Origin of the sequence: Streptomyces sp. NPDC058877, assembly GCF_042742855.1 — a bacterium.
GTDB lineage: Bacteria > Actinomycetota > Actinomycetes > Streptomycetales > Streptomycetaceae > Streptomyces.
The window spans coordinates 24,230-49,572 of record NZ_JBHYMF010000005.1; the positions used below are offsets into that span (position 1 = coordinate 24,230).

Sequence of the window (25,343 nt, forward strand, 5' to 3'; positions counted from 1 at the left end):
GCCACACCATGGCCAAGAAGCGCCCCCAGACGAAGGCCGGCAAGACCGGCCAGGCACAGGTCACGAGCGGGGAGATCCCGGTCGTCGGCGCCCGAGAGCCGTGCCCGTGCGGTTCGGGCCGCCGCTACAAGGCGTGCCACGGCCGCGCGGCCTCGCACGCCGTGACCGAGCTCGTCCAGCGCCCCTTCGAGGGGCTGCCGGGGGAGTGCGACTGGGTCGCGCTGCGGGAGCTGGTGCCCGCCGCGACCGTGCCGCTCACCTTGAAGGGCGGGCTGCCCGAGGGCGTGCCGTCGGTGACCCTCGCGACCGTACTGCCGATGGCTTGGCCGGCGCTCCGTCGCGATGACGGCTCCGTCCTGCTCGCCCTGCAGAACGACTCCACCTCCGGCGACCTGGCGCGCGACCTCGCCGACACCCTGCAGCGCGCCCTCGACGTGGAGCCGGGCACCCCGGTCCCCGCGCGCCGCGTGTCGGCCGAGGGCCCGCGGCTGCAGGAGCTGCTCGACGCGGACGCCCCCTTCGAGCCGGAGGTCCACTCGGGCTTCGAGTTCTGGATCCCGCAGTCCACGGACGGTGCGGACCCGGAGGTCGCCGCTTCCCTGGAGCGGGCCAACGCCGCCGCCATCCCGACCACGAAGCTGACCGGTGTCGACTCCGCGTACTGGTGCGAGGTTCCGGACAAGAACCACCTGCGGTGGGTCATGCCGCACCCGGAGGAGAAGCTGCTGGACGCCCTGGCCCGCCTCCAGGCCGCCGGCGGCACCTCGCTCGGCCCGGAGACCCGGCTCGTCGGATCCTTCCGCGCCCACGGCCTGATGGTGCCGGTATGGGACCTGCCGTCGTCGATGACCGCCGAGGACTGCGAGAAGCCGGCCGCGGAGTTCGCCGAGCGGCTCGCCGAGGCGCTGACCTCGGAGGCTCCGCTGACCGCGGAGGAGCGTCGGGCCCGCGGCGGCCTCACGAACCGTCAGGTGACTCTCAGCTGATACCCCAGGCGGTATTGGTCACTGACAGACCGACCAGTCGGTGACTTCCACCACAACCTGGTCTTCGGACGGGTAAATCCCTGTCCGAATAACCGAGATCGAATTTGCGAACAGCAGATCTCTTGTTACCGTTCTGGAAGCCCGGTCGCTGGTGCATCCCCCGTCGCCAGCGACCGGGCCTTTCCATGTCCGCTTCCGGCCACGCCGAAGTGTTGGACGCTCAACTTCCCGCGCCGTCAGCCCTGTTGCTTCCCGCACGGAGCAGCAGCGGAGTACTGCTCCCCTCACCGGCGCCTGCGAATTCCGCCACCGCGACATAGGACGCGACCGCGCCCCTCGCGCGCTCCCGCGGCGTTTCGCAGGTCCCCGGTTCGTCCTGTGCCGGAACCGAACAACCGGCCCGCACGGTCCGTCCGCCGGGCCCCATCAGGGTCAGAAACGCGTCGAGCTGCTGGCCCGTGACGTTCCGGTAGTACGTCCGCGCCCAGACGTCCGGCCCCTCGGCGAGAACGCAGGTCTGCGCCTCGGCCCCCTCGGGGGAGACGAGTTCGGGCCCGCAGCGCGTCACGCGCTCCGGGGAGGGACCGGACGTGGGCACCGGGGCGGCGGAGGGCGGGGCCGGGGTGGCGACCGCCGGCGTGCGGGACGCCAGGCCCAACCCCGTCAGCAGATCTCCGGCCTTCGCGTCGCCCGCCGCACTCGCACCGGCCGGCCGTGCGGGATCTCCCGCCGATCCCGCCATCGCCACGAGGGGCAGCAGGACGGCGACCGTGACGGCGCTCCCGAGCCCGATCACGCGGAGGTTCACCGGGCTCATGGGACCCACCTGCTCCTGCTCGGTCGGAGATGCGGAGATCTGGACGGTGGGGTGAACATAGCGGCGGAACCCGGGCGCCGACTCGGTCGCGCGCCCGTTTCCCGCAGAAGTCGCACCGGGACGGACCCGTTCGGGTGAACGCTCCCCCGTCGGAGCAAACTCCCGACCTGGGGGAGCAAGCGCTCCGCCCGGTGCGCGCACCCGCCGGCAAGGAGTTCCCCGAAGCCGCACCGACCATCGACCGCCGACCGGCTCAGTAGGCCAGTCGACTCCCGCCGCCCGGTGCGCTCGTGCTCGCCTCGACCAAGGCGTCGACCACCGCCTCGACGTCGGGCAGCCACGGCCGGGCGGAGCCCGCGAGCGGAGCCCGCTCCCAACGCACCTGCCCGGTCCCCGCGACCGAGGGCGGAAGCAACAGGTAGCCGCCCTCGCCGTGGAACCGCAGCGAGCTGGGCACGCTGTCCTTCGCGTACAGCAGCTCGCCCAGCTGCTCCAAGCCGTACGGGGCCACGAGGATCGACCAACGGGTCGGGGTCGCCACCACCGGGCCGAGGCGCATGCCGGTCGCGTCGAGCGCAGCGAGCGCCCGTGCCCCGGCAACCGCGGGGAGACTGATCGCGCAGGGCGCACCGCCTCCCGTGGCAAGGACCACCGGGGCGTCCGGTCGCCTGGTCCACCACCAGCGGATCATGCGCTCGTCCGTGGTCGCCGCGAGCAATCCGGGGTCATAGGGGTGCGCGCCCGGCACCGCGCACCCGGGGTCGGGGCAGGAGCAGGCCGCTCCGGTGGCCGTACGGGTCGTCGCTCTCAGGCCCGCGCCCGGCAGGACGGGCCAGTTCCACTCGACCGCAAAGGCGACCGCCGCGTCGAGCCGGGCAGTCCTCTGCTTGCGTCGGAACCGGAGCCTGCGTCGCCTTCCGAGGATCTCGCGCATGAGCGCTCGTTCCTTTCCGTTGAACGCCGAATCCACATCACACCATGTGCAGAACTCTTCACCGTGCGTATCAGCGCGTACCAGGCCGGTGGGTGCCGGTCCCCCTCGGAGCGGGGCGCGGGCCGGGCCGGTACCGGGGGATCCCGGTGGTTCCGGATGGAGCCAGGTCGGAGCCGGAGCGGGTCAGAACGCGTTCCCCGCCGTCGGGTGGCGAGTTGCATCCTGCGGCGAGAAAGACGCCGGGGCTCCGTGTCGCGTTCCGGGGCGGCTTCAACTGCCCCTGCCTGTCACCGATTACGTACCCAACACGCTTGGAATGACGCGCTTTCAAACGACGTCAGTCGACCGCAAAAGGTGCACATGGAGGGCAATTTTCGGCCAACTTCTCTCGCACTTCAACCCTTGCGCACGACCTCGCTGACACCACAAGTACCGCAGGGACAATGCTGGACATCGCTCCTCCAGTGCGTGTACATGTGGATGCATCGAGCGGCCCAGATTGACATGGGGGTTTGCGATGCCATGGCGTCAAACGCACCAGTTGGAAAGCCGACTGAGATGAGCGCCCCACACATGCCGAAAGTGGCCGGAATCGATTCAGCTGCTTCGTCTTCCCCGCACACTACGGCGCCCCTGGCCGGCGTCCCCGCAGCAGCGCCCCCCTCCGACGCGAGCGTGCCGCCCGGGGCGTTGATCCAGGACCGGTTGGCCTCCTGGGTCTCCGACCTCACCACCCTCCACGAACTCACCGAGCGGCTGATCCGGAGCGCTTCCCTCGACGAAGCCCTCCGCGAGGTACTGGGCGCCGGTGCCGCCCTCGTCGGCGCCCGCCGCGGCATGGCCGTCCTCGAACCGGCCGACGGCCACGGCCCCACCAGCACCATCGGCCTCGGCCTCGCCCATGCCGACCTCGGCACCATCGAGACCGTCCCGCGCAGTGCCACCAGCTACGGCCGCCTCCTCGACGGGCTCCCCGACCCCGACCGCCCCGCACGCGTCCCCGACCCGATCGCCATCCGTGACGTCCGCACGGAGGAGGGCCTCGACCCCCGTCACCGCGAGGTCGCCGCCCGCCTCGGCTACGCCGCCAGTTACGCCCTCCCTCTCGCCACCGAAGAAGCGGGCCGGCTCGGAGCCGTCGTCTGGCTCTACGACGAGCCCGCCGAGCCCAGCGACCGGCAACGCCACCTCATCGGGCTCTACGGGCGCTTCGCCACCGAGCACCTCGCCCGACTCCTCCAGGTCGAGCGCGCCCGTGCCCGGCTCTCCACCATCAGCGAGGAGCTGCTCCCCCGCCGCCTCCCCCGCGTCCCCGGAGTCCAACTCGCCGCCCGCCACCGCACCGGCCCACGGGGCGGCGGTGACTGGTACGACGCACTGCCCCTCCCCGAAGGCGCCCTCGGGCTGTCCGTGGGCTCCGTCTCCGGGACCGGCCCCAGCGCACTGGCCGCCATGGGCCGGCTGCGCGCCTCCCTCCGGGCGTACGCGGTGATGGAGGGCGAGGACCCCGTCGCCGTCCTGTCCGACCTGGAACTCCTGCTCCGGCTGACCGAGCCCGCCCGCTCGGCGACCGCACTCTTCGCGTACGCCGAGCCCGCACAGCGCCGCATCGTCCTTGCCGGTGCCGGGCACGCCCCACCGCTGGTCATCGGCGAGCGACGCACCGAGTTCGTCGAGACCTCGCTCTCGGCCCCGCTCGGGATGCTCTCCTGCTGGGAAGCGCCGAGCGTGGAGCTGTCGCCCGCACCTGGAGAAACGGTGCTTCTCTACACGGACGGCCTGCTGCGCCGTACCGGTGACGCCGTGGACCGGGCCTTCGCCCGGCTCCACGCCGCCGCCTCGGGCGTGCCGAAGGCGGACCGGAGCGACCCGGACGCCATCGTCGACCACGTCCTGCGGGCGCTCCTCCCGGAGGAAACGGTCCCGGCTCCGGACGGGGAGGACGTGGTCCTGCTCGCGGCCCGCTTCGTATGAGCGCCGCCGCGCGCTCCCCCCACCCTCCACCGCTCCGCCCGGACACCGTCCCGACCACGCCTTTCCCTGCGCACCCCTGCTGATCTGCCGCGATGGATCGAGCGGGCACTCCGCGCGTGAGCAGCAGTAACCGGAGCGTGAGATTCCTGTAATGGGTCTTCCGGCCCTGGGCCCCCGACCGCACGACCGTACGATGGAGGGGGTTCAGTGTCGTACCAAAGGAGGCAGACCCGTGGCCGAGGAGCTCACGCCGGAGACCCCGGAAGAGACCGAAGAGCAGGCGATCAAGCAGCGGAAGAACGGCCTGTACCCGGGCGTGTCCGACGAGCTCGCCGAGAACATGAAGTCCGGCTGGGCCGACACCGAGCTGCACGACCTCGCACCGATCCCGCAGGCCGACCGGACCGCCGCGCGGCGTGCCGCGCTGTCCGCCCGCTTCCCCGGCGAACGCCTGGTGATCCCCGCCGGCAACCTGAGGACCCGGTCGAACGACACCGAGTACGCCTTCCGCGCGTCCACCGAGTACGCGTACCTCACCGGCGACCAGTCCCAGGACGGCGTCCTCGTCCTGGAGCCGACGGTCGACGGCCACGAGGCCACGATCTACCTGCTGCCGCGCTCCAACCGCGAGAACGGCGAGTTCTGGCTCGACGGCCAGGGCGAGCTGTGGGTCGGCCGCCGCCACTCCCTCACCGAGGCCGAGCGGCTCCTGGGCATCCCGGCGAAGGACGTGCGCGAGCTCGCCGACGCGCTCAAGGAGGCCACCGGCCCCGTACGTGCCGTCCGCGGCCACGACGCCGGCATCGAGAACGCCCTGGTCGACAAGGTCACCGCCGAGCGCGACGAAGAGCTGCGCGTCTTCCTCTCCGAGGCCCGCCTGGTGAAGGACGCCTTCGAGGTCGCCGAGCTGGAGAAGGCCTGCGCCTCCACCGCCCGCGGCTTCGAGGACGTCGTCAAGGTCCTCGACAAGGCCGAGGCGACCAGCGAGCGCTACATCGAGGGCACGTTCTTCCTGCGCGCCCGCGTCGAGGGCAACGACGTCGGCTACGGCTCCATCTGCGCCGCCGGCCCGCACGCCACGACCCTGCACTGGGTCCGCAACGACGGCGACGTCCGCTCCGGCGACCTGCTGCTGCTCGACGCCGGCGTGGAGACCACCGAGCTCTACACCGCCGACATCACCCGCACCCTGCCGATCAACGGCCGGTACACCGAGCTCCAGCGCAAGATCTACGACGCCGTGTACGAGGCGCAGGAGGCCGGCATCGCCGCGGTGAAGCCCGGCGCCGCCTACCGCGACTTCCACGACGCCGCCCAGCGCGTCCTCGCCGAGAAGCTGGTCGAGTGGGGCCTCGTCGAGGGTCCGGTCGAGCGGGTCCTGGACCTCGGCCTCCAGCGCCGCTGGACCCTGCACGGCACCGGCCACATGCTCGGCATGGACGTCCACGACTGCGCCGCAGCACGCACCGAGGCCTACGTCGACACCACCCTCGAACCGGGCATGTGCCTGACCGTCGAGCCCGGTCTCTACTTCCAGGCCGACGACCTCACCGTGCCGGAGGAGTACCGCGGCATCGGCGTCCGGATCGAGGACGACATCCTCGTCACCGAGGACGGCAACCGGAACCTCTCGGAGGCGCTGCCGCGCCACGCCGACGAGGTCGAGGCGTGGATGACTTCGCTGAAGGGCTGAGTCCCGCGTAGTTTGGACCCGAAGGGCCCCCGCCGACCGACCGGCAGGGGCCCTTCCCCTTCTCGCGCGTCACGGTCCGTTTCCCGCACGTCACGGTCCGTGCGGAGGCTCACGCCAACAGGAGCGCGGGTCCGTCCCGCCATTTGAGGAGCTTGTCGAAGCTGACCACCGCCCCGCCCCGCCCCGCGCGGTTGCCGAACTGGACGTGATCGGCCAACTCCTCGATCAACCGCAGCCCGCGGCCGTGCTCGGCGTCCGCGGATGGGACGGCCGGCACCTCGTCACCGGCACCGGGAAAGCCCGGGCCCGAGTCCGACACCTCGATCCGACAGGTCTCGCCGTCCAGGTACGCAGTCACCCGGTACGCCTCCGAAGGCCTCCCGCCCGAACCCCGGGAGCCCCCTCCACCGCCGTGCTCGACCGCATTGGCACACGCCTCGGTCAACGCCACCGACAGTTCGTACGACACGTCGGGATCCACGCCCGCCGTCTCCATCGTGCCCAGCAGAAGCCTCCGTGCGAGCGGCACGCTCGCGGCCTCGCGCCGCAGATGGAGTGACCACCAGATGCTCATGCTCCAGCCCTCCCGACCGCGGCTCGACATATCGATACCTATTGCCGGAGCGGAGGCGCCGTAAGCACGCCCGGGCGTCATGAGCGCTCGTTCGGCGGACGCACGGAGCGACGGGCTGGTGTATGGCCGGGTGGACCGCCCCGCGCTTCGACGCGCACCACCCCGAGGAAGGCCGCATCCCGAGCACGGAACGGCGCCCCCCCCGGAGCCAGAAGATCCGGCGCGGAGGACGGAACGGAGGACGGACGCGGAGGACGGACGCGGAGGATGGATACGGAGCGCCGCCAGGAGCGGAACGGCTCGGTGCGGAAGACGGGGCGTCCCGGACCAGGTACGGGGCGTCCCGGCGCGAAGGCGCGCAAGAACGACCTTCCGGACCTGCCGCATGGTGGTGGTGCACGTGGTGCGATGATGGGCCAGCCATGACTGCCCCCGCGCTCGCTCCACGGCTGCTGAGGGCCGCGGTGTTCACCGCGGTCTGCGTCGTGCTGTCCGGGCTGGGACATGCCCTCGCCGCCTGCGCGGGCATCGCCCTGTGGACCGTCGCCGCCGGCTTCCTCGGCCTCTTCGGGACCACCGTCCTCTTCGCCGACCGCCAGCGCTCCCTCGGCTTCGTCGTCGGCGCCCTCGCCGCCGGACAGCTCGGCCTGCACGTCCTCTTCGGACTGGGTCAACGGCAGCTCGCGCTGAGCGGCCAGGCCGACGACGCCCTCGTCCGGCTGGCGGCCCGGCTGGTCTGCGGCGCAGGGGCGGAATCCCTCGACCCCGTCGACGCCGCCCGGATCCTCACCGACGCCGGACTCGACCCGGACGCCGCGCACACCGCCATGGGGCACACGGCCGCGGCGACCGCCGCCCCCGGCGCCGACCTGCTGCCGGGGCTGCCGATGCTCCTCGGCCACCTGTTCGCAGCCCTTGCCACCGGCTGGCTGCTGCGCCGCGGCGACCACGCCCTCGGCCGGCTCGTGGACCTCTCCGAGCAGGGCGCCACGGAGATCGCCGCATGCGCGCCCGTCCGCTCGCTGCGGGTCGCCCTCCGCCTCGTACGGGCCCTCCTCACCGGCCTGGGGAGCGCTCCGGAACCGCGGCCGACCCTCCGTACCGCCACCGACTCCTCGCCGCCGCCGGCGACCGAGGCACTCCAGCACACGGTGATCAGGCGCGGCCCCCCGGCCGCCGACTGCGTCCTCGCAGCCTGACGCGGCCGCTCAACGGGAGCGCGCCGCGGCCGTCCGCACGCCCGTGCGGGACTCCGGTCCCTCGGGCGCGCCGACCCCCTACGCCCTTCTCCGAGCTGGAGTGTCTTCTGCCATGAGCATTTCCCGTGCCTCCTCCCTCCGTGCCGCCCTCGCCGGAGGCATCGCCCTCTCCTCGGTCGTCCTGCTGTCCGGCACCGCCTTCGCGCACGTGAGCGTCCAGCCGCAGGGCGAGGCCGCCAAGGGCGGCTACGCCACCGTGAACGTCAAGGTCCCGAACGAGCGCGACAACGCCTCCACCGTGAAGGTCGAGGTCAACTTCCCGCTCGACCATCCGCTGGCCTCCGTCATGCCCCAGCCCGTCCCCGGCTGGAAGGCCGAGGTCACCCGGAGCAAGCTCAGCAAGCCGCTGGAACTGCACGGCAAGACGATCAACGAGGCCGTCTCCAAGGTCACCTGGACCGCTGACGGCTCGAAGATCGGCCCCGGTCAGTTCCAGCAGTTCCCGCTCTCCCTCGGACGCCTGCCGGAGGACACCGACGCGCTGGTCCTCAAGGCCATCCAGACGTACGACAACGAGGAGGTCGTCCGCTGGATCGAGGAGCAGAAGGAAGGCGCGAACGAGCCGCAGAACCCGGCGCCCGTCCTGAAGCTCTCCGCCGCGTCCGCCGACCACCACGGCGGTGCCACGCCGTCCGCTTCCGCCGCGACGGACGAGAAGGCCGGCCACGACGACAAGGCGGCCGATTCGGCCGACCGTCAGGAGACCGCCTCCTCCGCGACCAGTGACACCACGGCCCGTGTCCTCGGCGTGGTCGGCATCCTCGTGGGTGTCGCCGGCGTCGCCTTCGGCGTCCTCGCCGGGCGCCGCCGCTCGGCCTGACGGCCGCACCCGCATTCGAGATACGAAAGAAACAGCATGTCTGAACAGAAGACGCCCGGGGCGGCCACCGCCCGCCCCGGGCGGCGCACGCCCTTGATCATCGCGGCCGTCGCGATCGTCGCCGCGCTCGGCATCACCGCCGCCGTCGGCCTGGGGGGCAACGAGGACAAGCCCGCGAGCTCCGGCTCCGCAGTGGCCGAGGTCTCCGGCGGCAGCGACCCCGCCAAGGCGGCCGTCGTCCTCGACCGACCGTTCACCAAGCCCGCGCTCGTCCTCACCGACACCAAGGGCGAGAAGTACGACCTGCGGGAACGGACCAAGGGCAAGCCGACCCTCATCTACTTCGGCTACACGCACTGCCCCGACGTCTGCCCCCTGACGATGAGCAACATCGCCATCGCCAAGAAGCAGCTCTCCCAAGCCGACCAGGACAAGCTCCAGGTCGTCTTCGTCACCACCGATCCCGAGCGGGACACCTCGGCCGAACTCGCCAAGTGGCTGCCCGCAGCCGGTGACCCCTCCTTCACCGGTCTCACTGGTGACTTCTCCGCGATCCAGGCGGCAGCCCGGCAGATCGGCATCGGCATCGATCCGCCACAGAAGGAGAAGGACGGCTCCGTCGTCTCCATGCACGGCGCCCAGGTGATCGCGTTCTCGCCCACCACCGACCAGGGCTACGTCCTGTACGGCGAGGACACGACCGTCGAGGACTACGCCAAGGACCTGCCGAAGATCATCAAGGGGGAGAACCCGTGAACCGCCGCACCACCGCCCTGTCCGCCGCCGTGGCGCTCACCGCCGCACTCGCGCTGACCGGGTGCTCGTCCTTCTCCTCCTCCGAAGCAGCCGGCGACGGCTCCGCCAAGGACGGGAAGCCGCACCTGAAGGTCAGCGGCGCGTTCATGCCGCAGCCGGTGATGGACATGGCCGGAGGCTTCCTGACCATCACCAATGACGGAGACACGGCGGACAAGCTGACCTCCGTCAGCAGCCCCCTCTCCGACGACGTCACCATCCACGAGACGAAGGACCAGAAGATGCGGGAGGTGCAGTCCTTCGACATCCCCGCGAACGGGGAGCTGACGCTCGCCCGCGGCGGCAACCACATCATGTTCATGGAACTGAAGGAGCAGCCCAAGCAGGGCGAGAAGGTCAGCATCGAGCTCCACTTCGAGAAGTCCGACCCCATCAAGGTCGACGTTCCCGTCGAAGCAGCCAACTACAACCCCCAGCATCACTGAACTCGTTGACGGAGTGAATCAGAGATGACAACCACCGCCCCGCGCCTCGGCAGCGCACCGGCCCGGCTGCTGGTCCTCGTGGCCACGCTGTTGGGCGCGCTGCTCGCCGGTGCCGCCCCCGCCTCTGCGCACGCGGCACTCACCGGGAGCGACCCGAAGGACGGGGCGGTGGTCGCCACCGCACCCGAGGAGGTCAATCTGACCTTCTCGGAGCAAGTCGCCATGGGCACCGACTCCATCCGGGTCCTCGACCCGGCAGGCCGACGTGCCGACACCGGCGAGATACGCAACCTGTGCAGCGGCTCCGTCATCCGGTACGGGGTGGCTCTCCGCGCAGGTCTGCCCGACGGCACGTACACGGTGGCCTGGCAGGCCGTCTCGGCCGACAGCCATCCCGTCGCCGGTGCCTTCACCTTCTCCATCGGTGCTCCCTCCCAGACGTCCGTCTCCCTACCCGACCGGGCACCCGGCGGCGGCCTCGTCGGCACGCTCTACGGGATCGCCCGCTACCTCTCGTACGCCGGATTCGCCGTGCTCGTCGGCGGCGGCGCCTTCGTCCTCGCCTGCTGGCCACGCGGCGCGAGCATGCGCCCCGTCCAGCAGACGGTGGCCCGGAGCTGGCTGGTCCTCACCGCCGCCACCCTGGCGATGCTGCTCCTGCGCAGCCCCTACACCGGCTCCGGCGAGCTCGCCGACGCCTTCGACCTAGCCGGCCTCAAAGCAGTCCTGGAGACGAAGACCGGCGCCGCGCTCACCTCGCGGCTGCTGCTGCTCGGCGCAGCCGCACTCTTCGTGGCCGTCCTCTTCGGCGCCTACGCACGGCGCACCGACCCGAAGGAGAAGAAGGACCTCGCCTTCGGACTCGGCCTCGGCGGCACCGTCATCGCCGCCGGCATCGCCGGCACCTGGGCACTGGCCGAGCACGCCTCGACCGGTCTCCAGCCCGGCATCGCCATGCCCGTCGACATCCTGCACCTCCTCGCCGTCGCCGCCTGGCTCGGCGGCCTCGCCGTCCTCCTCGTCGCCCTCTACCGGGCGCCGTCCGTGGAGCGTTCCGCCGTCGAGCGCTTCTCCAAGGTGGCCTTCGGCTCCGTGGTCGTCCTCGCTGCCACCGGGCTCTACCAGTCCTGGCGTCAGGTCGGCTCCTGGTCCGCCCTGACCGGCACCCGCTACGGACAGCTGCTCCTGGTCAAGATCGGTCTCATGGCCGTCCTCATCGGCATCGCTTGGGTCTCCCGCCGGTGGACCCAGCGGCTGGCGGACCCCGCATCGCGGGAAGAGGCCCCGGGGAAGAACCAGGGTCCAGAAGCCCAGGATCCGCAAGATCTCCACGGGGCCCCGGACGCCGAAGACACCGAGCACCCGGGCGGGGCCCGGGAGGGCAAGGATCCCGGAGGCGTGGGAGGACCCACCGGTGTGACCGACCCGGTGCGGGCCGCCCAACTCGCGCGACAGCAAGCCGCCATCGCCGTCGCACGACGGAAGCAGGAGCGGGACGCCGATCCGGAGCGCTCCGGTCTGCGACGCTCGGTGCTGACCGAGGCCGCCGTCGCCGTCGTCCTGCTCGCCGTGACCACCGTCCTCACCTCGACCGAGCCCGGCCGTACCGAGGAAGAGACCGGACGTGGCACCACCGCCGCCGGTCCGGCCGCCGTGCCCGACCGTCCCGTTGACATCCGGCTGCCCTTCGACACCGGCGGTGTCGACGGCAAGGGCGTCGTCCGTCTCAGCCTCGACCCCGGCCGCACCGGTGCCAATGCGCTCCACCTCTTCGTCGAGCGCCCCAACGGCAAGCCCCTCGACGTCCCCGAGGTCAAGGTCGCCCTCACCCTGGAGGCGAAGGACGTGGGCCCGCTGCCCGTCGCCCCCGACCGGATCCAGACCGGACACTGGAGCGCGAGCGGCGTCCAGATCCCGATGCCGGGCGAGTGGAAGATCCAAGTCACCGTCCGCACCTCCGAGATCGACCAGACCACCATCGACAAGAACGTGAAGATCGGCTGAAGCACGTGACTGACAGCGACAACCTTGAGCTCTCTCGGCGGCGTCTGCTCGGCACCGTAGGCGCGGCAGGCGCAGCCGGCCTCGTCGTCGGCGCGGCCGGCGGGGCAGGGGTCTCCGCGGCACTGTCCGGGGACGAGGGCGGCACCGGAGCCGGCGGCCCCACGGCACTGACCACCGTGGGCTCGACCGCGGTGGCGTTCCACGGGGAACACCAGGCCGGCATCACCACTGCACTGCAGTCCCGAGGCCATCTGATCGCCTTCGACCTCGCTCCCGGCGCCGGCCGCAAGGAAGCCACCGCCCTGCTGCGCCGCTGGTCGGCCACGGCGGAGGTGCTGATGTCGGGCAAGGCCCCGGCCGCGGACACCGGCATCGCGCTCGACGCGGGCCCGTCCTCCCTCACGATCACCTTCGGCTTCGGTCGGACCTTCTTCGATCGGACCGGGCTGACCGCGCGCCGCCCCGCTGCCCTGGACCCGCTGCCCGCCTTCTCCTCCGATGCGCTGGATCCCCGACGCTCGGAAGGCGACCTGTGGGTGCAGATCGGCGCTGACGACGCGCTCGTCGCCTTCCACGCCCTGCGCGCCGTTCAGAAGGACGCGGGGGACGCGGCCCGGGTGCGCTGGCAGATGAACGGCTTCAACCGCTCGGCCGGCGCCACCGCGAAGCCGATGACCGCCCGCAACCTCATGGGCCAGGTCGACGGCACGCGCAACCCGAAGCCCGGCGACGCGGACTTCGACCGGCGGATCTTCGTCCCGGCCGGAGCCGGCGGCGCGGAAGAGTGGATGGCCGGCGGCTCCTACGCCGTGGTGCGGCGGATCCGCATGCTGCTCGACGACTGGGAGAAGCTGCCGCTGGATCGACAGGAGAAGGTGATCGGTCGCCGGAAGTCCGACGGGGCTCCGCTCACCGGCGGCTCCGAAACGACCGAGCTCGACCTCAACGAGTTCGGGCCGGACGGGAAGCCGGTGATCCCGGACAACGCCCACGCCCGGATCTCCGCCCCCGAACAGAACGGCGGGGCGGCCATGCTGCGCAGGCCGTTCTCCTTCCACGACGGGATCGGGCCGGACGGGGCGCCGGACGCAGGCCTCCTCTTCGTGTGCTGGCAGGCGGACCCGCTCAGGGGGTTCGTACCGGTGCAGCGCAAGCTCGACCGGGGTGATGCGCTGTCCGCGTTCATCCGCCACGAAACGAGCGGCCTCTTCGCGGTGCCGGGCGGCCCGGCCAAGGGTGAGTACGTGGGGCAGCGCCTCCTGGAGGCCTGACCCCGGTGCGGGCTGGAGGCCTGACCCCGGTGAGGACGCCGACCGTTTCCTGCCGGAAATCGGCGCACCGTCCGGGTGGCGGACCTCGGAGACCGCCGTGCCGTCGGGACGGCGGCCCTCGGTTCCGTCGAGCATTAGGGTGGCTGCATGTCCGCCACCCGGTACACGTATCTCGGCCCAGAAGGCACCTTCACCGAAGCGGCGCTGCGCACGCTGCCCGAGGCCGCGACGCGTGAGCTCGTCCCCATGGTCTCGGTCCCGGCCGCCCTCGATGCCGTTCGGCACGGGGAGGCCGCCGCCGCGCTCGTACCGATCGAGAACTCGGTCGAGGGCGGGGTGACGGCGACCCTGGACGAGCTGGCCTCCGGTGAACCGCTGATGATCTACCGCGAGGTGCTCCTCCCGATCGCCTTCGCCTTGCTCGTCCGGCCCGGTACCAAGCTTTCCGAGATCAAGACGGTCACCGGCCACCCGGTGGCCCAGCCGCAGGTCAGGAACTGGCTGCGGGCGCACCTGCCCGATGCGGTGTGGGAGTCGGCCGCCTCGAACGCGGACGGCGCCCGGCTGGTGCAGGAGGGCCGGTTCGACGCCGCCTTCGCGGGGGAGTTCGCGGCGGCGACGTACGGGCTGGAGGCGCTGGTCACCGAGATCCACGACGCGGAGAACGCCGAGACCCGGTTCGTGCTGGTGGGTCGGCCGGCCCGGCCGGCGGCTCCGACGGGTGCGGACAAGACCTCGGTGGTGCTGTGGCTGGGTGATGACCATCCGGGTGCCCTTCTCGAACTGCTCCAGGAGTTCGCGGTGCGCGGGGTGAACCTGATGCTGATCCAGTCCCGCCCCACGGGGGCGGGCATCGGGAACTACTGCTTCGCGGTGGACGCCGAGGGCCATATCTCGGACCGGCGCGTGGGCGAGGCGCTGATGGGGCTCAAGCGGATCTGCCCCAAGGTGCGGTTCCTCGGCTCGTACCCGCGGGCGGGGGTCGCGGTCACGGACGTACGACCGCTGCGGCGCGGGACTTCGGACGGGGAGTTCACGGCGGCCTCCGACTGGCTGGCGAGGGCCCAGGACGGTCGGGCCTGATCTGATGGTGGATGACTGCTTCCAGAAGAGGGAGCAGTCATCCACAGGCACGAATCGCTAGTCCTACCTGCATACTTTTCAGTTACCCACAGAAGTTATCCACAGCTCCAGGAACACCCTGGGGACAAGTCGACACTCCTTCACGACAAGGTCGACAAATCACCCCACTCACTCCTCGCCGTTCCGTGCGTCATCCACAGCACCTCCCCCGCCCCCCGTCAGCACTCCTCTGCCGACTCACTCGCCAGAGGGTGTCATCACCACTCAAATGAGTGCGTGAGTGGCGTTTGGTCACGGAATCTTCAGGCGCGACCAGAGAAATCCACGCAGCCTTCTCCCTAGTCCACAGAACTTCCACACAGCCTGTGGATAAGCGAATGAAGTCGCCACCTCCAACGTTTCCATACGGGCCAATCCGGGCAATTCAACGCGCGCGTCGTTATCCGGTACGGGCGGGCGAACACTCACCGGTAGCCTGGTGGGGTGATTGACCTTCGCCTGCTCCGTGAGGACCCCGACCGTGTTCGCGCCTCCCAGCGCGCCCGTGGAGAGGACGTCGCGCTCGTCGACGCCCTGCTCTCCGCCGATGAGCGGCGCAGGTCGTCCGGCGTCCGCTTCGACGAACTCCGATCCGAGCAGAAGGCGCTCGGCAAGCTGATCCCCAAGGCGTCTCCGGAAGAGCGTGCCGAGCTCCTGCAGAAGGCCGAGCAGCTCAAGTCCGACGTCAAGGCGGCAGAAGCCGAGCAGAACGAGGCCGACGACACGGCCAAGCAGCTCCTGCTCCGACTCGGCAACGTCGTCCACCCCGACGTCCCGGTCGGCGGCGAGGAAGACTTCGTCGTCCTGGAGACGCACGGCACCATCCGCGACTTCGCGGCAGAGGGCTTCGAGCCCAAGGACCACCTGGAACTGGGCGAGGCGCTCGGCGCGATCGACGTCGAGCGGGGCGCCAAGGTGTCCGGCTCGCGCTTCTACTACCTGACCGGCGTCGGTGCGCTCCTGGAGCTCGCCCTGGTCAACGCGGCGATCGCACAGGCCACCGAGGCCGGCTTCATCCCCATGCTGACCCCAGCGCTGGTCCGTCCGCGCGCCATGGAGGGCACCGGCTTCCTCGGTCAGGCCGCGGAGAACGTCTACCACCTGGAGAAGGACGACTACTACCTCGTCGGCACCTCCGAGGTCCCCCTCGCCGCGTACCACATGGACGAGATCATCGACGCCGACAAGCTGCCGCTGCGGTACGCGGGCTTCTCGCCCTGCTTCCGTCGCGAGGCCGGCACGTACGGCAAGGACACCCGGGGCATCTTCCGCGTCCACCAGTTCGACAAGGTCGAGATGTTCTCGTACGTCGCGCCGGAGGACGCCGAGGCCGAGCACAAGCGGCTCCTGGAGTGGGAGAAGCAGTGGCTCACCTCGCTGGAGCTGCCGTTCCAGGTGATCGACGTCGCCACCGGTGACCTGGGCGCCTCCGCCTCCCGCAAGTTCGACTGCGAGGCGTGGATCCCGACCCAGGGCAAGTACCGCGAGCTGACCTCCGCCTCCAACTGCGACGGCTTCCAGGCCCGTCGCCTGTCCGTGCGCATGCGGGACGAGCAGGGCGGCAAGAAGGTCGTGCAGCCGCTGGCCACCCTGAACGGCACGCTGTGCGCCGTTCCGCGCACGATCGTGGCGATCCTCGAGAACCACCAGCTGGCCGACGGATCGGTGCGGGTGCCGAAGGCGCTCCAGCCCTACCTCGGCGGCCGTGAGGTCCTGGAGCCGGTCGCCAAGTGAGCCCCTTCCCCTACCGCCTGGTCGCGACGGACCTCGACGGCACGCTGCTGCGGGCCGACGAGTCCGTCTCGGACCGCACTCGGAACGCGCTGGCCGCCGTGACGGCGGCGGGTGCGGCACACATCGTGGTGACCGGCCGAGCGGTGCCCTGGACCCGGCACATCCTCGACGACCTCGGCTACGAGGGGATCGCGGTGTGCGGGCAGGGCGCGCAGGTCTACCACGCCGGTGAACACCGGCTGCTGACCTCGCTGACCCTGGACCGGCAGCTGGCCGGGCTCGCCCTCTCCAAGATCGAGGCGGAGGTGGGCCCGCTGGCGCTCGCCGCCAGCCGTGACGGTCTGGACGGAGAGGTCCTGATGGGCCCCGACTACCGGGTCCAGGAGGGCCCGCTGCCGTACGTGCCCTACGAGGACCCGGCGGAGCTGTGGTCGGCGCCGCTGACCAAGCTGTACCTCCAGCACCCCAAGCTCACGGATGACGAGCTGACCCGGATCGCGCGCGAGACGGTCGGCGGGCTCGTGGACGTCGTCCTGGCGGGACCCGGAATAGTGGAGATCCTGCCGCTCGGCCTGAGCAAGGCGACCGGCCTGTCGCTCGCGGCTCGCCGGCTCGGCGTGAAGGCCGCGGAGACGATCGCCTTCGGCGACATGCCGAACGACATTCCGATGTTCGGCTGGGCAGCGCACGGCGTGGCCATGGGCAATGCGCACGAGGAGTTGCGGTCGGTGGCGGACGAGGTGACGGCTTCGAACGAGGAGGACGGCATCGCGCTCGTCCTGGAGCGGCTGCTGTCGGCCTGACCTCCCGGAAACCGTGCGAAGGCCCGCTCCCAGAGGAGCGGGCCTTCGCGGTTCGCGGCCCGCGCAGACCGGGGTCCACGCGCTCGAAGCGGCCGCGTGCGGGGAATCCCCCGTGTCCCCCGCACAACTAGTGTGCTTCGGGGGGCCGTTCGGAGGCGACTGATTTTCCGCGGGGCGGTCGCCCCGAGGTTGGCGTTCCGCGGGTCAACGGCTGGCAGGCCAGGCCGACGACCAGGGAGATCGCATGCCCGAGATCGGTGTAGGTGCGGTCGGAGGCGAGCGGTACGAGGAAGAACGCGAGCGCTCCGACCAGGTACGGCAGGCGCCAGGGGCTCGGCAGTCGGTAGGTCAGGATCCCGGCCGAGGCGGCGAGGCCGTAGCTGACCCCGATGTCGACGACGTGCGCCATGCTGAGCGGCACGTCGTGCAGTCGGATGGCGGCGAGGACGAGCCGCTGGCTGACGAGCGTGGCGGAGACGTGGGCCACGGCCACGGTGAGCAGCCATTTCGGGGTGCCCAGCCAGCGCTCCACGGGGGCGTGGAAGACCTCGAAGAGCACCGCGTACAGCAGGAGGTCGGCGGGGTCCTCGATCCAGAGCGCGCTGCCCAGCAGGGCCCGTATCGGATGGTGCGCGAGCTGGTGGAGGTTGCTGCTGTTGCGGTGGAGGAGGTAGGCGTCCAGCCCGTCCGGGGCGAACGCGATGACGAGGCTGGTGAGCACGAGGACCGCCAGCCACACATGCGTACCGGGTGACGAACGCGCCCACGACCTGATCGGTCGGGACGGTTCGCCACCCGGAGAGGTTCTGCTCGGCACTCTCCAGTGCCTATCACCCGGACCCGCGAGGGACCTCAGAAATTGATCATGTGTCCGGCAATGCCGTGGATCGCTTCCTTCACGGCCTCGCCCAGCGTCGGGTGCGCGTGCACGTTGCGGGCGACCTCGTGGACCGTCAGGTCCCACTGCTGGGCCAGCGTCAGCTCGGGCAGCAGTTCGGTGACGTCGGGTCCGATCAGGTGGGCGCCGATGATCTCGCCGTACTTCGCGTCGGCGACGATCTTCACGAAACCGGTGGCGTCGCCGAGGCCGTGCGCCTTGCCGTTCGCCACGAACGGGAACTTGGCGACCTTGACGTCGTAGCCCTTCTCGCGCGCCTGCGCCTCGGTCCAGCCGAAGCTGGCGATCTGCGGCTGGCAGTAGGTCGCGCGGGGGATCATCGGGTAGTCGAGCTCCATCGTCTCGGCGTCCCCGATGGTTTCGGCCGCGACGACGCCCATGGCTTCGGCGGTGTGCGCGAGCATCAGCTTCGCGGTGACGTCGCCGATGGCGTAGATGTGCGGCACGGAGGTGCGGCAGCGGCCGTCGACGTCGATCGCGCCGCGCTCGGTCAGGGCGACGCCGGTCTTCTCCAGGCCGTAGCCGGTGACGTTCGGGGCGAAGCCGATGGCCTGGAGGACCTTGTCCGCCTCCAGGACCTTCTGGGCGCCGTCCTTGCCGGTGACGGTGACGCGGACCTGCGGGCCGGACTCGTCGATGGCCTCGACGCGGGTCGAGGTCAGGACGTCGATGCCGAGCTTGCGGTACTGCTTCGCGAGCTCCTTGGAGACCTCCTCGTCCTCCAACGGGGCGATCCGGTCGAGGAACTCGACGATCGTGACCTTGGTGCCGTAGTTGTTGAGCACGTAGGCGAACTCGATGCCGATCGCGCCGGCGCCGGCGATGACGATCGACTTCGGGGCGTCCTCCGCGAGGATCTGCTCCTCGTACGACACGACGCGGTCGCTGCGGGACGTGCCCGGGAGCAGGCGCGGGGTGGCACCCGTGGCGATGATGCAGTTGTCGAAGGTGATCGTCTCCGAGGTGCCGTCGGCCTTGGCCACCTGGAGCGTGTTCGCGTCGAGGAAGGTGCCCCGACCGTTGAACTCGGTGATCCCGTTCTTCTTCATCAGGAAGTGGACGCCCTTGACCCGACCGTCCGCGACCGAGCGGCTGCGGCGGAAGGCCTCGCCGTAGTCGAAGGAGACGGTGCCGTCGACCTTGATGCCGAAGGTCTTCGCCTCGTGGTTGAAGATGTGGGCGAGTTCGGCGTTGCGCAGCAGCGCCTTGGTGGGGATGCAGCCGACGTTCAGGCAGACACCGCCCCAGTACTTCTCCTCGACGACCGCGACCCGCTTGCCCAGCTGGGCGGCGCGGATGGCAGCGACGTAGCCGCCGGGGCCAGCTCCGAGTACGACGACGTCGAAGCGGTCTGACATGACTGACTCCCGAGGGTGGTGAGGGTTGTTCGATCCGCGTACGGCCCCACAGTAGTCCGGCGCCCCTGCCGAAGTCAGTTGTAGGATGACTGGGCAACCGGGCAAATAAAGGGGACGGGGAACTGCATGGCGGCGCTCAAGGCGGCGGGGCGGACTTCGCTGGTGGACTCCGTGGTGGAACAGCTGCGCACCCAGCTCTCGGAGGGCGAGTGGGCGGTCGGCGACCGGATCCCGACCGAGCACGAGCTCGCCCAACAGCTCGGCGTGGGTCGCAACACCGTCCGTGAGGCGGTCCGGGTCCTCGTGCACACCGGCCTCCTGGAGTCCCGCCAGGGCAACGGCACCTTCGTCCGGTCCACCGCCGACCCGGCCGCCGTCCTGCACGGGGTCCGCCACGCAGCCGCGGCCGACGTCCTCGAACTCCGGATCTCCCTGGAGGCCGAGGCCGCCCGCCTCGCAGCGGTACGACGGGACGCCCACGACCTACTGCGGCTGCGGACCGCCCTGGCCGGCCTGCGGGAGGAGGGCGACCGGAACGCGGACGCGGACCTCGCCTTTCACCTCGCGGTCGTCGGCGCGACCCACAACACGGCCTTCATCGAGGTCTACCGCTTCTTCTCCGCCCAGGTGCACGAGGTGTTGGTGGAGGCCCTCGGCGACCGGGAGATGCCCCCCGTCGACATCGACGCACACGAAGAGCTGGTGGCGGCCGTCGAGGCCGGTGACCAGGAGGCGGCAGAACGGCGGGCCCGCGAGCTGCTGCGGGTGCCGATGGAGACGGTCGCGGCCCTGGCGGAACAGAACCGATGAGCAGCGGGGCGCGCACGGCAGAAGGGCCACGTGCGGGCGGGGCGATCCGCACGGCGGCCGGAGCCGGGTTCGAGGCCGGAGCCGGGGCCGGAGCCGGGGTCGGGGCCGGAGCCGGGGCCGGGGCCGGGGTCGAGGCCGGGGCGCACCGGTCGACCGAAAGGCCGTCGGCACGGCGGGCCCTGCTGGCGCATCCGGCGCTGCTCCTGATCGCCATCGTGTTGGCCTCGCTCAACATGCGGATCGCCCTCGCGAGCGTGGCGCCGCTGGTCGGCGAGATATCGACCGACTTCGGTCTGTCGGCAACCGCGAGTTCGCTCGTGACCTCGGTTCCCGTCCTCTTCCTCGGCCTGGGTGCCCTGGCCGCGCCGTGGCTCGGGCGCCGCCTCGGTACGGAACGCACCCTGTTCGCGGCGCTCCTGCTGCTCGGCATCGGCGTCCTCGCGCGCGTCCTGCCGTCCGCGACCGCCCTGTACGGCGGCGGAATCCTCGTCGGCACGGCGATCGCCCTGCTCAACGTCCTGATGCCGGGCCTGATCAAACGCGACTTCCCCGACCGGGCCGCCGCGATGACCTCGGTCTACACGGGCGCGATGATCGCCGGCGCCACGGCCGCCGCGGCGGCTGCGGTCCCGCTGGAGAAGGCCCTGGGCGGTGGCTGGCGGGCCTCCCTGGGCTCCTGGTCCCTGCTCGCCCTGCTGGCCGCCCTCGCCTGGCTTCCGCAGGTGCTGATCGCCCGCGGCCCCACGGGGCGCGCCCCGCGTTCCGTCCCCACCGGCGCCGGACGCCCGGTGAACGTGTGGCGCTCCGCGCTCGCCTGGCAGGTCACCCTCTTCATGGGCCTGCAGTCGCTGTGGTCGTACGTCCTGATCGCCTGGCTGCCGACGATCTTCACCGACCACGGGATGAGTCGCTCCACGGCCGGCGTGGTCTTCGCCTTCAACAACCTGATCCAGATCGCAGGGGCCTTCGTGGTGCCGCTGCTCGCCGGCCGCATGCGGAGCCAGCGCCCACTGGTCGCACTGGTCACCACATTGGTCGCAGCCGGCCATGCCGGGCTGATGGTGGCCCCCGTGGAGGGCGCCTGGCTCTGGTCGGCCGTCCTCGGCATCGGTCAGGGCGGGGCCGTGGGCCTCGCCCTGACCCTGATCGTCCTGCGCTCCGGGGACGCGGTCACCGCCGCCGGGCTGTCCGGGATGGCCCAGACGGTCGGATACCTGCTGGCCGCCGCCGGTCCGCTGGCGGCCGGTGTCCTCCAGCAGGCCACCGGCTCCTGGACCCTGCCGATCTGCCTGGTCCTCTGCGTCTGCGCGACGGCCCTCGTCGTGGGCCTGCTCGCGGCCCGCGACCGCACGGTCTGACTACTCCTCGCCCGCCAGGGTCAGCTTGCGCAGCTTCTGGCCCGCGAACCAGGTCGCCGCGACCGTGACCGCCACCAGGAGCACCACGGCCGTCGGGAGGGCGACCTCGGAGGTGACCAGACCGTCACCGGTGACCTTCTCCGCGAGGGCCAGGGCCCACTGCTGGACGCTCAGGGTCCGGGCGCCCTCGATCAGGGAGCCGAAGAGCGCCTCCCACACCAGGGCGTAGACCAGGCCGATCACCACGGCGTGCCGGCTGACCGTACCGAGCAGCAGGAACAGCGCGCTGTACGCGATGGAGGCGACGAGCGCCGCCACCATGTAGGCCGTGGCCACCTGCTGGCCGTTGCCGTTGAGGATGAAGCCGGCGATCAACGTCGGCACGGCGGAGAAGACCATGGTCACCGCGATCGCCACGATCAGCTTCGTGAAGATGATCGTGGACCGCTTCACCGGTTTGGACAGCAGGTAGACGATTGAACCGTCGTCGATCTCCGGACCGATCGCGCCCGTCCCGGCGATCACACCGATCAGCGGGACCATCGTGGCCAGTGCGAAGCCGCCGAGGACATCGGCCGCGACCTGGTCGTCCGCACCGTTGAAGCCGCGGACCGCGGCTGCGATGAGCAGCAGCATGCCGGGGAGGAGGAAGAGGACCAGTGCCCTGCGGCGGCCGAGGAGGGCCCGGTAGGTGAGCCGGGCGACTGTCGGGTTGTACATCGGTCAGGCTCCTTTCAGGCCGCGAGGTACGAGAAGACGGATTCGAGGGACTCGTCCGAGGGGGAGACCGTCAGCAGACGGATCCCGCGTTCTCGGGCGGCCTTCGGCAGCAACGTGGTGAACGTCCCGAAGTCCACCGCCTGCACGTGCAGTCCGCCCTCCGCGTGGTCGACCTCGATGCCGGCCGTGGAGGGGTCGGTGATCAGCGCCGCGGCAAGGGCCCGGTCGTCACTGGAGCGAATGAGGTAGCGGTGGGGCCGGTCCGTCATCAGACGGCGGATCCTGCGGAAGTCGCCGGAGGCGGCATGCCGCCCGGCCACGATCACCTCGATGTGGGAGGCGAGTTGCTCGACCTCCTCCAGGATGTGGGAGGAGAACAGGACCGTGCGCCCGTCGGAACCCATGCGCCGCAACAGCTCCATCAGTTGCATGCGCTGACGCGGGTCCATGCCGTTGAACGGCTCGTCGAGGAGCAGCACGGACGGCTCGTGGACGAGGGCGGAGGCCATCTTCACGCGCTGCCGCATGCCCTTGCTGTACGTGGAGATCCTGCGGTCCTGGGCGTACTCCATCTCGACGGTGGCGAGGGCCCGCTGGGCCTCCTTGGCGCCGAGGCCGTGCAGTTCCGCGTTGGCCAGGACGAACTCACGGCCGGAGAGGAAGTCGTACATCGCCTCCCGCTCGGGCACGACGCCTATGTCGCGGTAGACCGACTCGTTCCCCCAGATCGCCTGCCCGTTGAGGGTGACGCCACCGGTGGAGGGGTCGAGGAAACCGCCCATCATGTTGATCAGGGTGGACTTCCCCGCGCCGTTCGGGCCGAGGAGACCGGTGACGCCGGGGCCCACGGTCATCGTGACGTCGTTCACGGCCACGACGTCTCCGAACCAGCGGGACACGTGGTCGAGGGTGAGAGTGCTCATGGGCGCGGCCCAATCCTTGGAAGGGTGGTGGTGGGCGACGGGACGGGGGTCACAGCCCGACCTTTCGGTAGCGGCGCATCAGAACGCCGTAGCAGCCGGCGATGACCGCGAGGACGACCAGCAGGTAGACGACGCCGACCCCGGCACCCGGGCCTTCGCCACCGGGGAAGTCGGTCGGCGCACCGAGGAAGGCGCTCTGGACTCCGTCGATGAGGGTCATCGGCGAGAACAGGCCGAGCCACGCGATCGCGCCCTGGTGGTCGGTGGCGTGGGCGATGCCCATCAGGGTCATGACGGCCGCGTACGAGATCGTCAGCACGGCGATCACCGCAGCGACGCCGAAGCCGCGGCGCGGGGTGAGGGCCGCCATGACCAGCCCGATGCCGCCGAGGAGCAGCGAGAGCAGGACGACCGAGACGAGTCCCTGACCGAACATCCGGGTCTGCTCGGCGAAGTCCATCTTGGCCAGCAGCGAACCGATCCAGAGGATCAGGAGCGGGGCTGCGGTGAGGACGAAGAGGGCCGAGGCCATCGCGGCGAACTTCGCCAGGACGTAGTCCACGCGCTCGATCGGACGGGAGAAGTACAGGGGGACCGTCCGGAACCGAAGGTCCCGGGAGACGGACTGGGGCGCCTGCGCGGCCAGGTAGATGCCGATGACGACCTGGAGGAGGAGGGCGTACTCCGTGTACTCGATCAGCAGCTCGGTCTGCTTGGTGACGACCGCGACCGCAACGATGATCAGCGCCGGCACGCACATGATCGCGAAGAGCAGCATCGGCAACACCTTGGACTTGGCGCTGCGCCCCAGGCCGTACGCCCCCCGCAGCGACTGCGAGAAGAGCGACTTGCGGGCAGAGGACCGGCCCAGGCGAGGACCGTCGTAGGACCGGTAGCCGATGTTGTGGATCCGGGTCGCGTCGGGAGCGGCCTTGGAGGTGTCGGTGCTCATCGGGCCTGCATCTCCTCGTGCTGCGGGGACGCCTCGGTGGCCTCCGGGCGGAAGACCTCGGCGATGTGGTGACGGCGCTGCTCCATGCGGACGAGCCCGAGACCGAGCCCGGCGATGGTGTCCCGCACGCGGTCGTAGGTCTCTTCCTCGGCCGCGTCGAGGAGCAGGATGTGGCCGGCGCCCGGCAGGCCGTCCTCCACCCCGGGGTGGACGGTGACACCGGCGGCGGCGAGGGCCTCGCGGAGCGCACCGGTGCCGTCGGGGTGGGCGTCGGAGTCGGTGACCTCGACCGCCAGCGTCGTGGTGGTCCGGGTGAAGTCGCTGGTGGAGCTGGAGCGCAGGAGCCGGCCGCCGTCGATGACCACGACGTGGTCGCAGGTGCGCTCCAATTCGCCCAGCAGGTGCGACGTGACGAGGACGGAGATGCCGAAGTCGGTCCAGACCCGGCGGATCAGTCCGAGCATCTCGTCCCTGCCGACGGGGTCGAGACCGTTGGTCGGCTCGTCGAGGAGGACGAGCTTCGGGTCGTGGACCAGCGCTTGGGCCAGCTTGACCCGCTGCTTCATGCCCGTCGAGTAACCGCCCATCGGGCGGTAGCGCTCCTCGTACAGACCGACGTGGCGCAGGGTGTCGGCGGTCCGCTCGCGGGCAGCGGCGGGCGGCAGTCCGGACATCCGCGCCATGTGGACGACGAACTCGGTGGCCGAAACGTCCGGCGGGAGGCAGTCGTGCTCGGGCATGTATCCGACGCGCTCGCGGATCTGCGGTCCATGGGTCAGGACGTCCAGTCCCAGGACGTGGGCCGTGCCCTCCGTGGCGGGGGAGAGCCCGAGCAGGATCTTGATCATTGTGGACTTGCCGGCTCCGTTGGCACCCACCAGTCCGGTCACACCGGGCCCGATGTCCAGGGAGAGCCGGTCGAGGGCGGTCACCCGGGGGAACCGCTTGCTGAGGCTTTCGGTGGCGATCACAGTCACGCTTCGACGGTAGTGGCGTGCGCCACAGCAGTCGTCAGCCCAACGGCCCGGTCCTTCTCCGACTACAGGAGTACGGGCCCGTAGGGGCGCCGTGACGAAAACCGCTCGACGCGGG

23 protein-coding genes are annotated in these 25,343 nt (G+C 70.9%); 14 read left to right on the forward strand and 9 right to left on the reverse strand.

What is annotated here, in order from left to right; genetic code table 11:
- The first annotated feature begins 8 nt into the window (after positions 1–8).
- Positions 9–986: a DUF5926 family protein gene (locus ACFW2Y_RS02365; RefSeq protein WP_384872285.1), complete on the forward strand. Its 978-nt coding sequence runs from the start codon at positions 9–11 to the stop codon at positions 984–986.
- Positions 987–1,206: 220 nt separating this feature from the next.
- On the opposite strand, the gene ACFW2Y_RS02370 is transcribed toward ACFW2Y_RS02365, so the two are convergent.
- Both ACFW2Y_RS02370 and ACFW2Y_RS02375 read right to left on the reverse strand, forming a co-directional pair.
- Positions 1,207–1,803: a hypothetical protein gene (locus tag ACFW2Y_RS02370; protein WP_384872288.1), complete on the reverse strand. Its 597-nt coding sequence runs from the start codon at positions 1,801–1,803 to the stop codon at positions 1,207–1,209.
- A 253-nt stretch (positions 1,804–2,056) separates the two neighbouring features.
- The gene (locus ACFW2Y_RS02375) at positions 2,057–2,737 is read right to left on the reverse strand and encodes a bifunctional DNA primase/polymerase (protein WP_384872291.1); all 681 of its coding nucleotides are present in this window, start codon (positions 2,735–2,737) and stop codon (positions 2,057–2,059) included.
- Positions 2,738–3,259: 522 nt separating this feature from the next.
- On the opposite strand from ACFW2Y_RS02375, the gene ACFW2Y_RS02380 reads away from it, so the two are divergent.
- Positions 3,260–4,711 carry a PP2C family protein-serine/threonine phosphatase gene (locus ACFW2Y_RS02380; protein WP_384872294.1) on the forward strand — a complete coding sequence of 484 codons (1,452 nt, stop codon included), beginning with the start codon at positions 3,260–3,262 and terminating at the stop codon, positions 4,709–4,711.
- A 232-nt stretch (positions 4,712–4,943) separates the two neighbouring features.
- Positions 4,944–6,404: an aminopeptidase P family protein gene (locus ACFW2Y_RS02385; RefSeq protein ID WP_384872297.1), complete on the forward strand. Its 1,461-nt coding sequence runs from the start codon at positions 4,944–4,946 to the stop codon at positions 6,402–6,404.
- Between the two features lie 109 nt (positions 6,405–6,513).
- On the opposite strand, the gene ACFW2Y_RS02390 is transcribed toward ACFW2Y_RS02385, so the two are convergent.
- Positions 6,514–6,978, reverse strand: coding sequence for an ATP-binding protein (locus ACFW2Y_RS02390; protein ID WP_384872300.1), 465 nt, complete (start codon positions 6,976–6,978; stop codon positions 6,514–6,516).
- 422 nt (positions 6,979–7,400) lie between these two features.
- Here ACFW2Y_RS02390 and ACFW2Y_RS02395 point away from each other — a divergent pair, with 422 nt between their 5' ends.
- The 9 genes from ACFW2Y_RS02395 to ACFW2Y_RS02435 all read left to right on the forward strand — a co-directional run bounded on the left by ACFW2Y_RS02395 (position 7,401) and on the right by ACFW2Y_RS02435 (position 17,232).
- Positions 7,401–8,177: a hypothetical protein gene (locus tag ACFW2Y_RS02395; RefSeq protein ID WP_384872303.1), complete on the forward strand. Its 777-nt coding sequence runs from the start codon at positions 7,401–7,403 to the stop codon at positions 8,175–8,177.
- A gap of 112 nt (positions 8,178–8,289) precedes the next feature.
- Positions 8,290–9,057: a YcnI family protein gene (locus tag ACFW2Y_RS02400; RefSeq protein WP_384872305.1), complete on the forward strand. Its 768-nt coding sequence runs from the start codon at positions 8,290–8,292 to the stop codon at positions 9,055–9,057.
- Between the two features lie 36 nt (positions 9,058–9,093).
- Positions 9,094–9,813 (forward strand): SCO family protein, encoded by a 720-nt coding sequence (locus ACFW2Y_RS02405; protein ID WP_384872307.1) that lies wholly within the window; start codon positions 9,094–9,096, stop codon positions 9,811–9,813.
- On the forward strand, positions 9,810–10,298 hold the full coding sequence (locus tag ACFW2Y_RS02410) for a copper chaperone PCu(A)C (RefSeq protein ID WP_384872310.1): 489 nt from the start codon (positions 9,810–9,812) through the stop codon (positions 10,296–10,298). Before ACFW2Y_RS02405 ends, ACFW2Y_RS02410 begins: the two co-directional genes overlap by 4 nt.
- A 24-nt stretch (positions 10,299–10,322) precedes the next feature.
- Complete coding sequence (locus tag ACFW2Y_RS02415; RefSeq protein WP_384872313.1) at positions 10,323–12,302, forward strand: copper resistance CopC/CopD family protein; 1,980 nt, start codon at positions 10,323–10,325, stop codon at positions 12,300–12,302.
- Positions 12,303–12,307: 5 nt separating this feature from the next.
- Entirely contained in the window at positions 12,308–13,573 is a 1,266-nt protein-coding gene (gene efeB, locus ACFW2Y_RS02420; RefSeq protein WP_384872316.1) for an iron uptake transporter deferrochelatase/peroxidase subunit, read from the forward strand.
- A gap of 147 nt (positions 13,574–13,720) precedes the next feature.
- Positions 13,721–14,656 carry a prephenate dehydratase gene (pheA, locus tag ACFW2Y_RS02425; protein WP_384872319.1) on the forward strand — a complete coding sequence of 312 codons (936 nt, stop codon included), beginning with the start codon at positions 13,721–13,723 and terminating at the stop codon, positions 14,654–14,656.
- A 483-nt stretch (positions 14,657–15,139) separates the two neighbouring features.
- Entirely contained in the window at positions 15,140–16,429 is a 1,290-nt protein-coding gene (gene serS / locus ACFW2Y_RS02430) for a serine--tRNA ligase (protein WP_384872322.1), read from the forward strand.
- The gene (locus tag ACFW2Y_RS02435) at positions 16,426–17,232 is read left to right on the forward strand and encodes an HAD family hydrolase (protein ID WP_384872325.1); all 807 of its coding nucleotides are present in this window, start codon (positions 16,426–16,428) and stop codon (positions 17,230–17,232) included. Before serS ends, ACFW2Y_RS02435 begins: the two co-directional genes overlap by 4 nt.
- A gap of 127 nt (positions 17,233–17,359) precedes the next feature.
- Here ACFW2Y_RS02435 and ACFW2Y_RS02440 read toward each other — a convergent pair whose 3' ends face one another.
- Positions 17,360–18,049 (reverse strand): rhomboid-like protein, encoded by a 690-nt coding sequence (locus tag ACFW2Y_RS02440; protein ID WP_384872328.1) that lies wholly within the window; start codon positions 18,047–18,049, stop codon positions 17,360–17,362.
- Positions 18,050–18,084: 35 nt separating this feature from the next.
- Entirely contained in the window at positions 18,085–19,488 is a 1,404-nt protein-coding gene (gene lpdA, locus ACFW2Y_RS02445; protein ID WP_384872330.1) for a dihydrolipoyl dehydrogenase, read from the reverse strand.
- A 126-nt stretch (positions 19,489–19,614) separates the two neighbouring features.
- Here lpdA and ACFW2Y_RS02450 point away from each other — a divergent pair, with 126 nt between their 5' ends.
- Complete coding sequence (locus tag ACFW2Y_RS02450; protein ID WP_384872333.1) at positions 19,615–20,298, forward strand: FadR/GntR family transcriptional regulator; 684 nt, start codon at positions 19,615–19,617, stop codon at positions 20,296–20,298.
- Positions 20,295–21,656, forward strand: a complete 1,362-nt coding sequence (locus tag ACFW2Y_RS02455) for a CynX/NimT family MFS transporter (RefSeq protein ID WP_384872336.1) — start codon at positions 20,295–20,297, stop codon at positions 21,654–21,656. The genes ACFW2Y_RS02450 and ACFW2Y_RS02455 overlap by 4 nt, the downstream gene beginning before the upstream one ends.
- Here the strand turns inward: ACFW2Y_RS02455 and ACFW2Y_RS02460 are convergent, their stop codons facing one another.
- From ACFW2Y_RS02460 to ACFW2Y_RS02475, 4 genes are read right to left on the reverse strand one after another with little or no spacing between them, the layout of a single operon-like run.
- Positions 21,657–22,376 (reverse strand): ABC transporter permease, encoded by a 720-nt coding sequence (locus tag ACFW2Y_RS02460; protein ID WP_384872339.1) that lies wholly within the window; start codon positions 22,374–22,376, stop codon positions 21,657–21,659.
- 14 nt (positions 22,377–22,390) lie between these two features.
- Positions 22,391–23,299, reverse strand: coding sequence for an ABC transporter ATP-binding protein (locus ACFW2Y_RS02465; RefSeq protein WP_384872342.1), 909 nt, complete (start codon positions 23,297–23,299; stop codon positions 22,391–22,393).
- Positions 23,300–23,348: 49 nt separating this feature from the next.
- Complete coding sequence (locus ACFW2Y_RS02470; protein WP_384872345.1) at positions 23,349–24,251, reverse strand: ABC transporter permease; 903 nt, start codon at positions 24,249–24,251, stop codon at positions 23,349–23,351.
- Complete coding sequence (locus ACFW2Y_RS02475) at positions 24,248–25,222, reverse strand: ABC transporter ATP-binding protein (protein ID WP_384872429.1); 975 nt, start codon at positions 25,220–25,222, stop codon at positions 24,248–24,250. The genes ACFW2Y_RS02470 and ACFW2Y_RS02475 overlap by 4 nt, the downstream gene beginning before the upstream one ends.
- Positions 25,223–25,343: the final 121 nt, after the last annotated feature.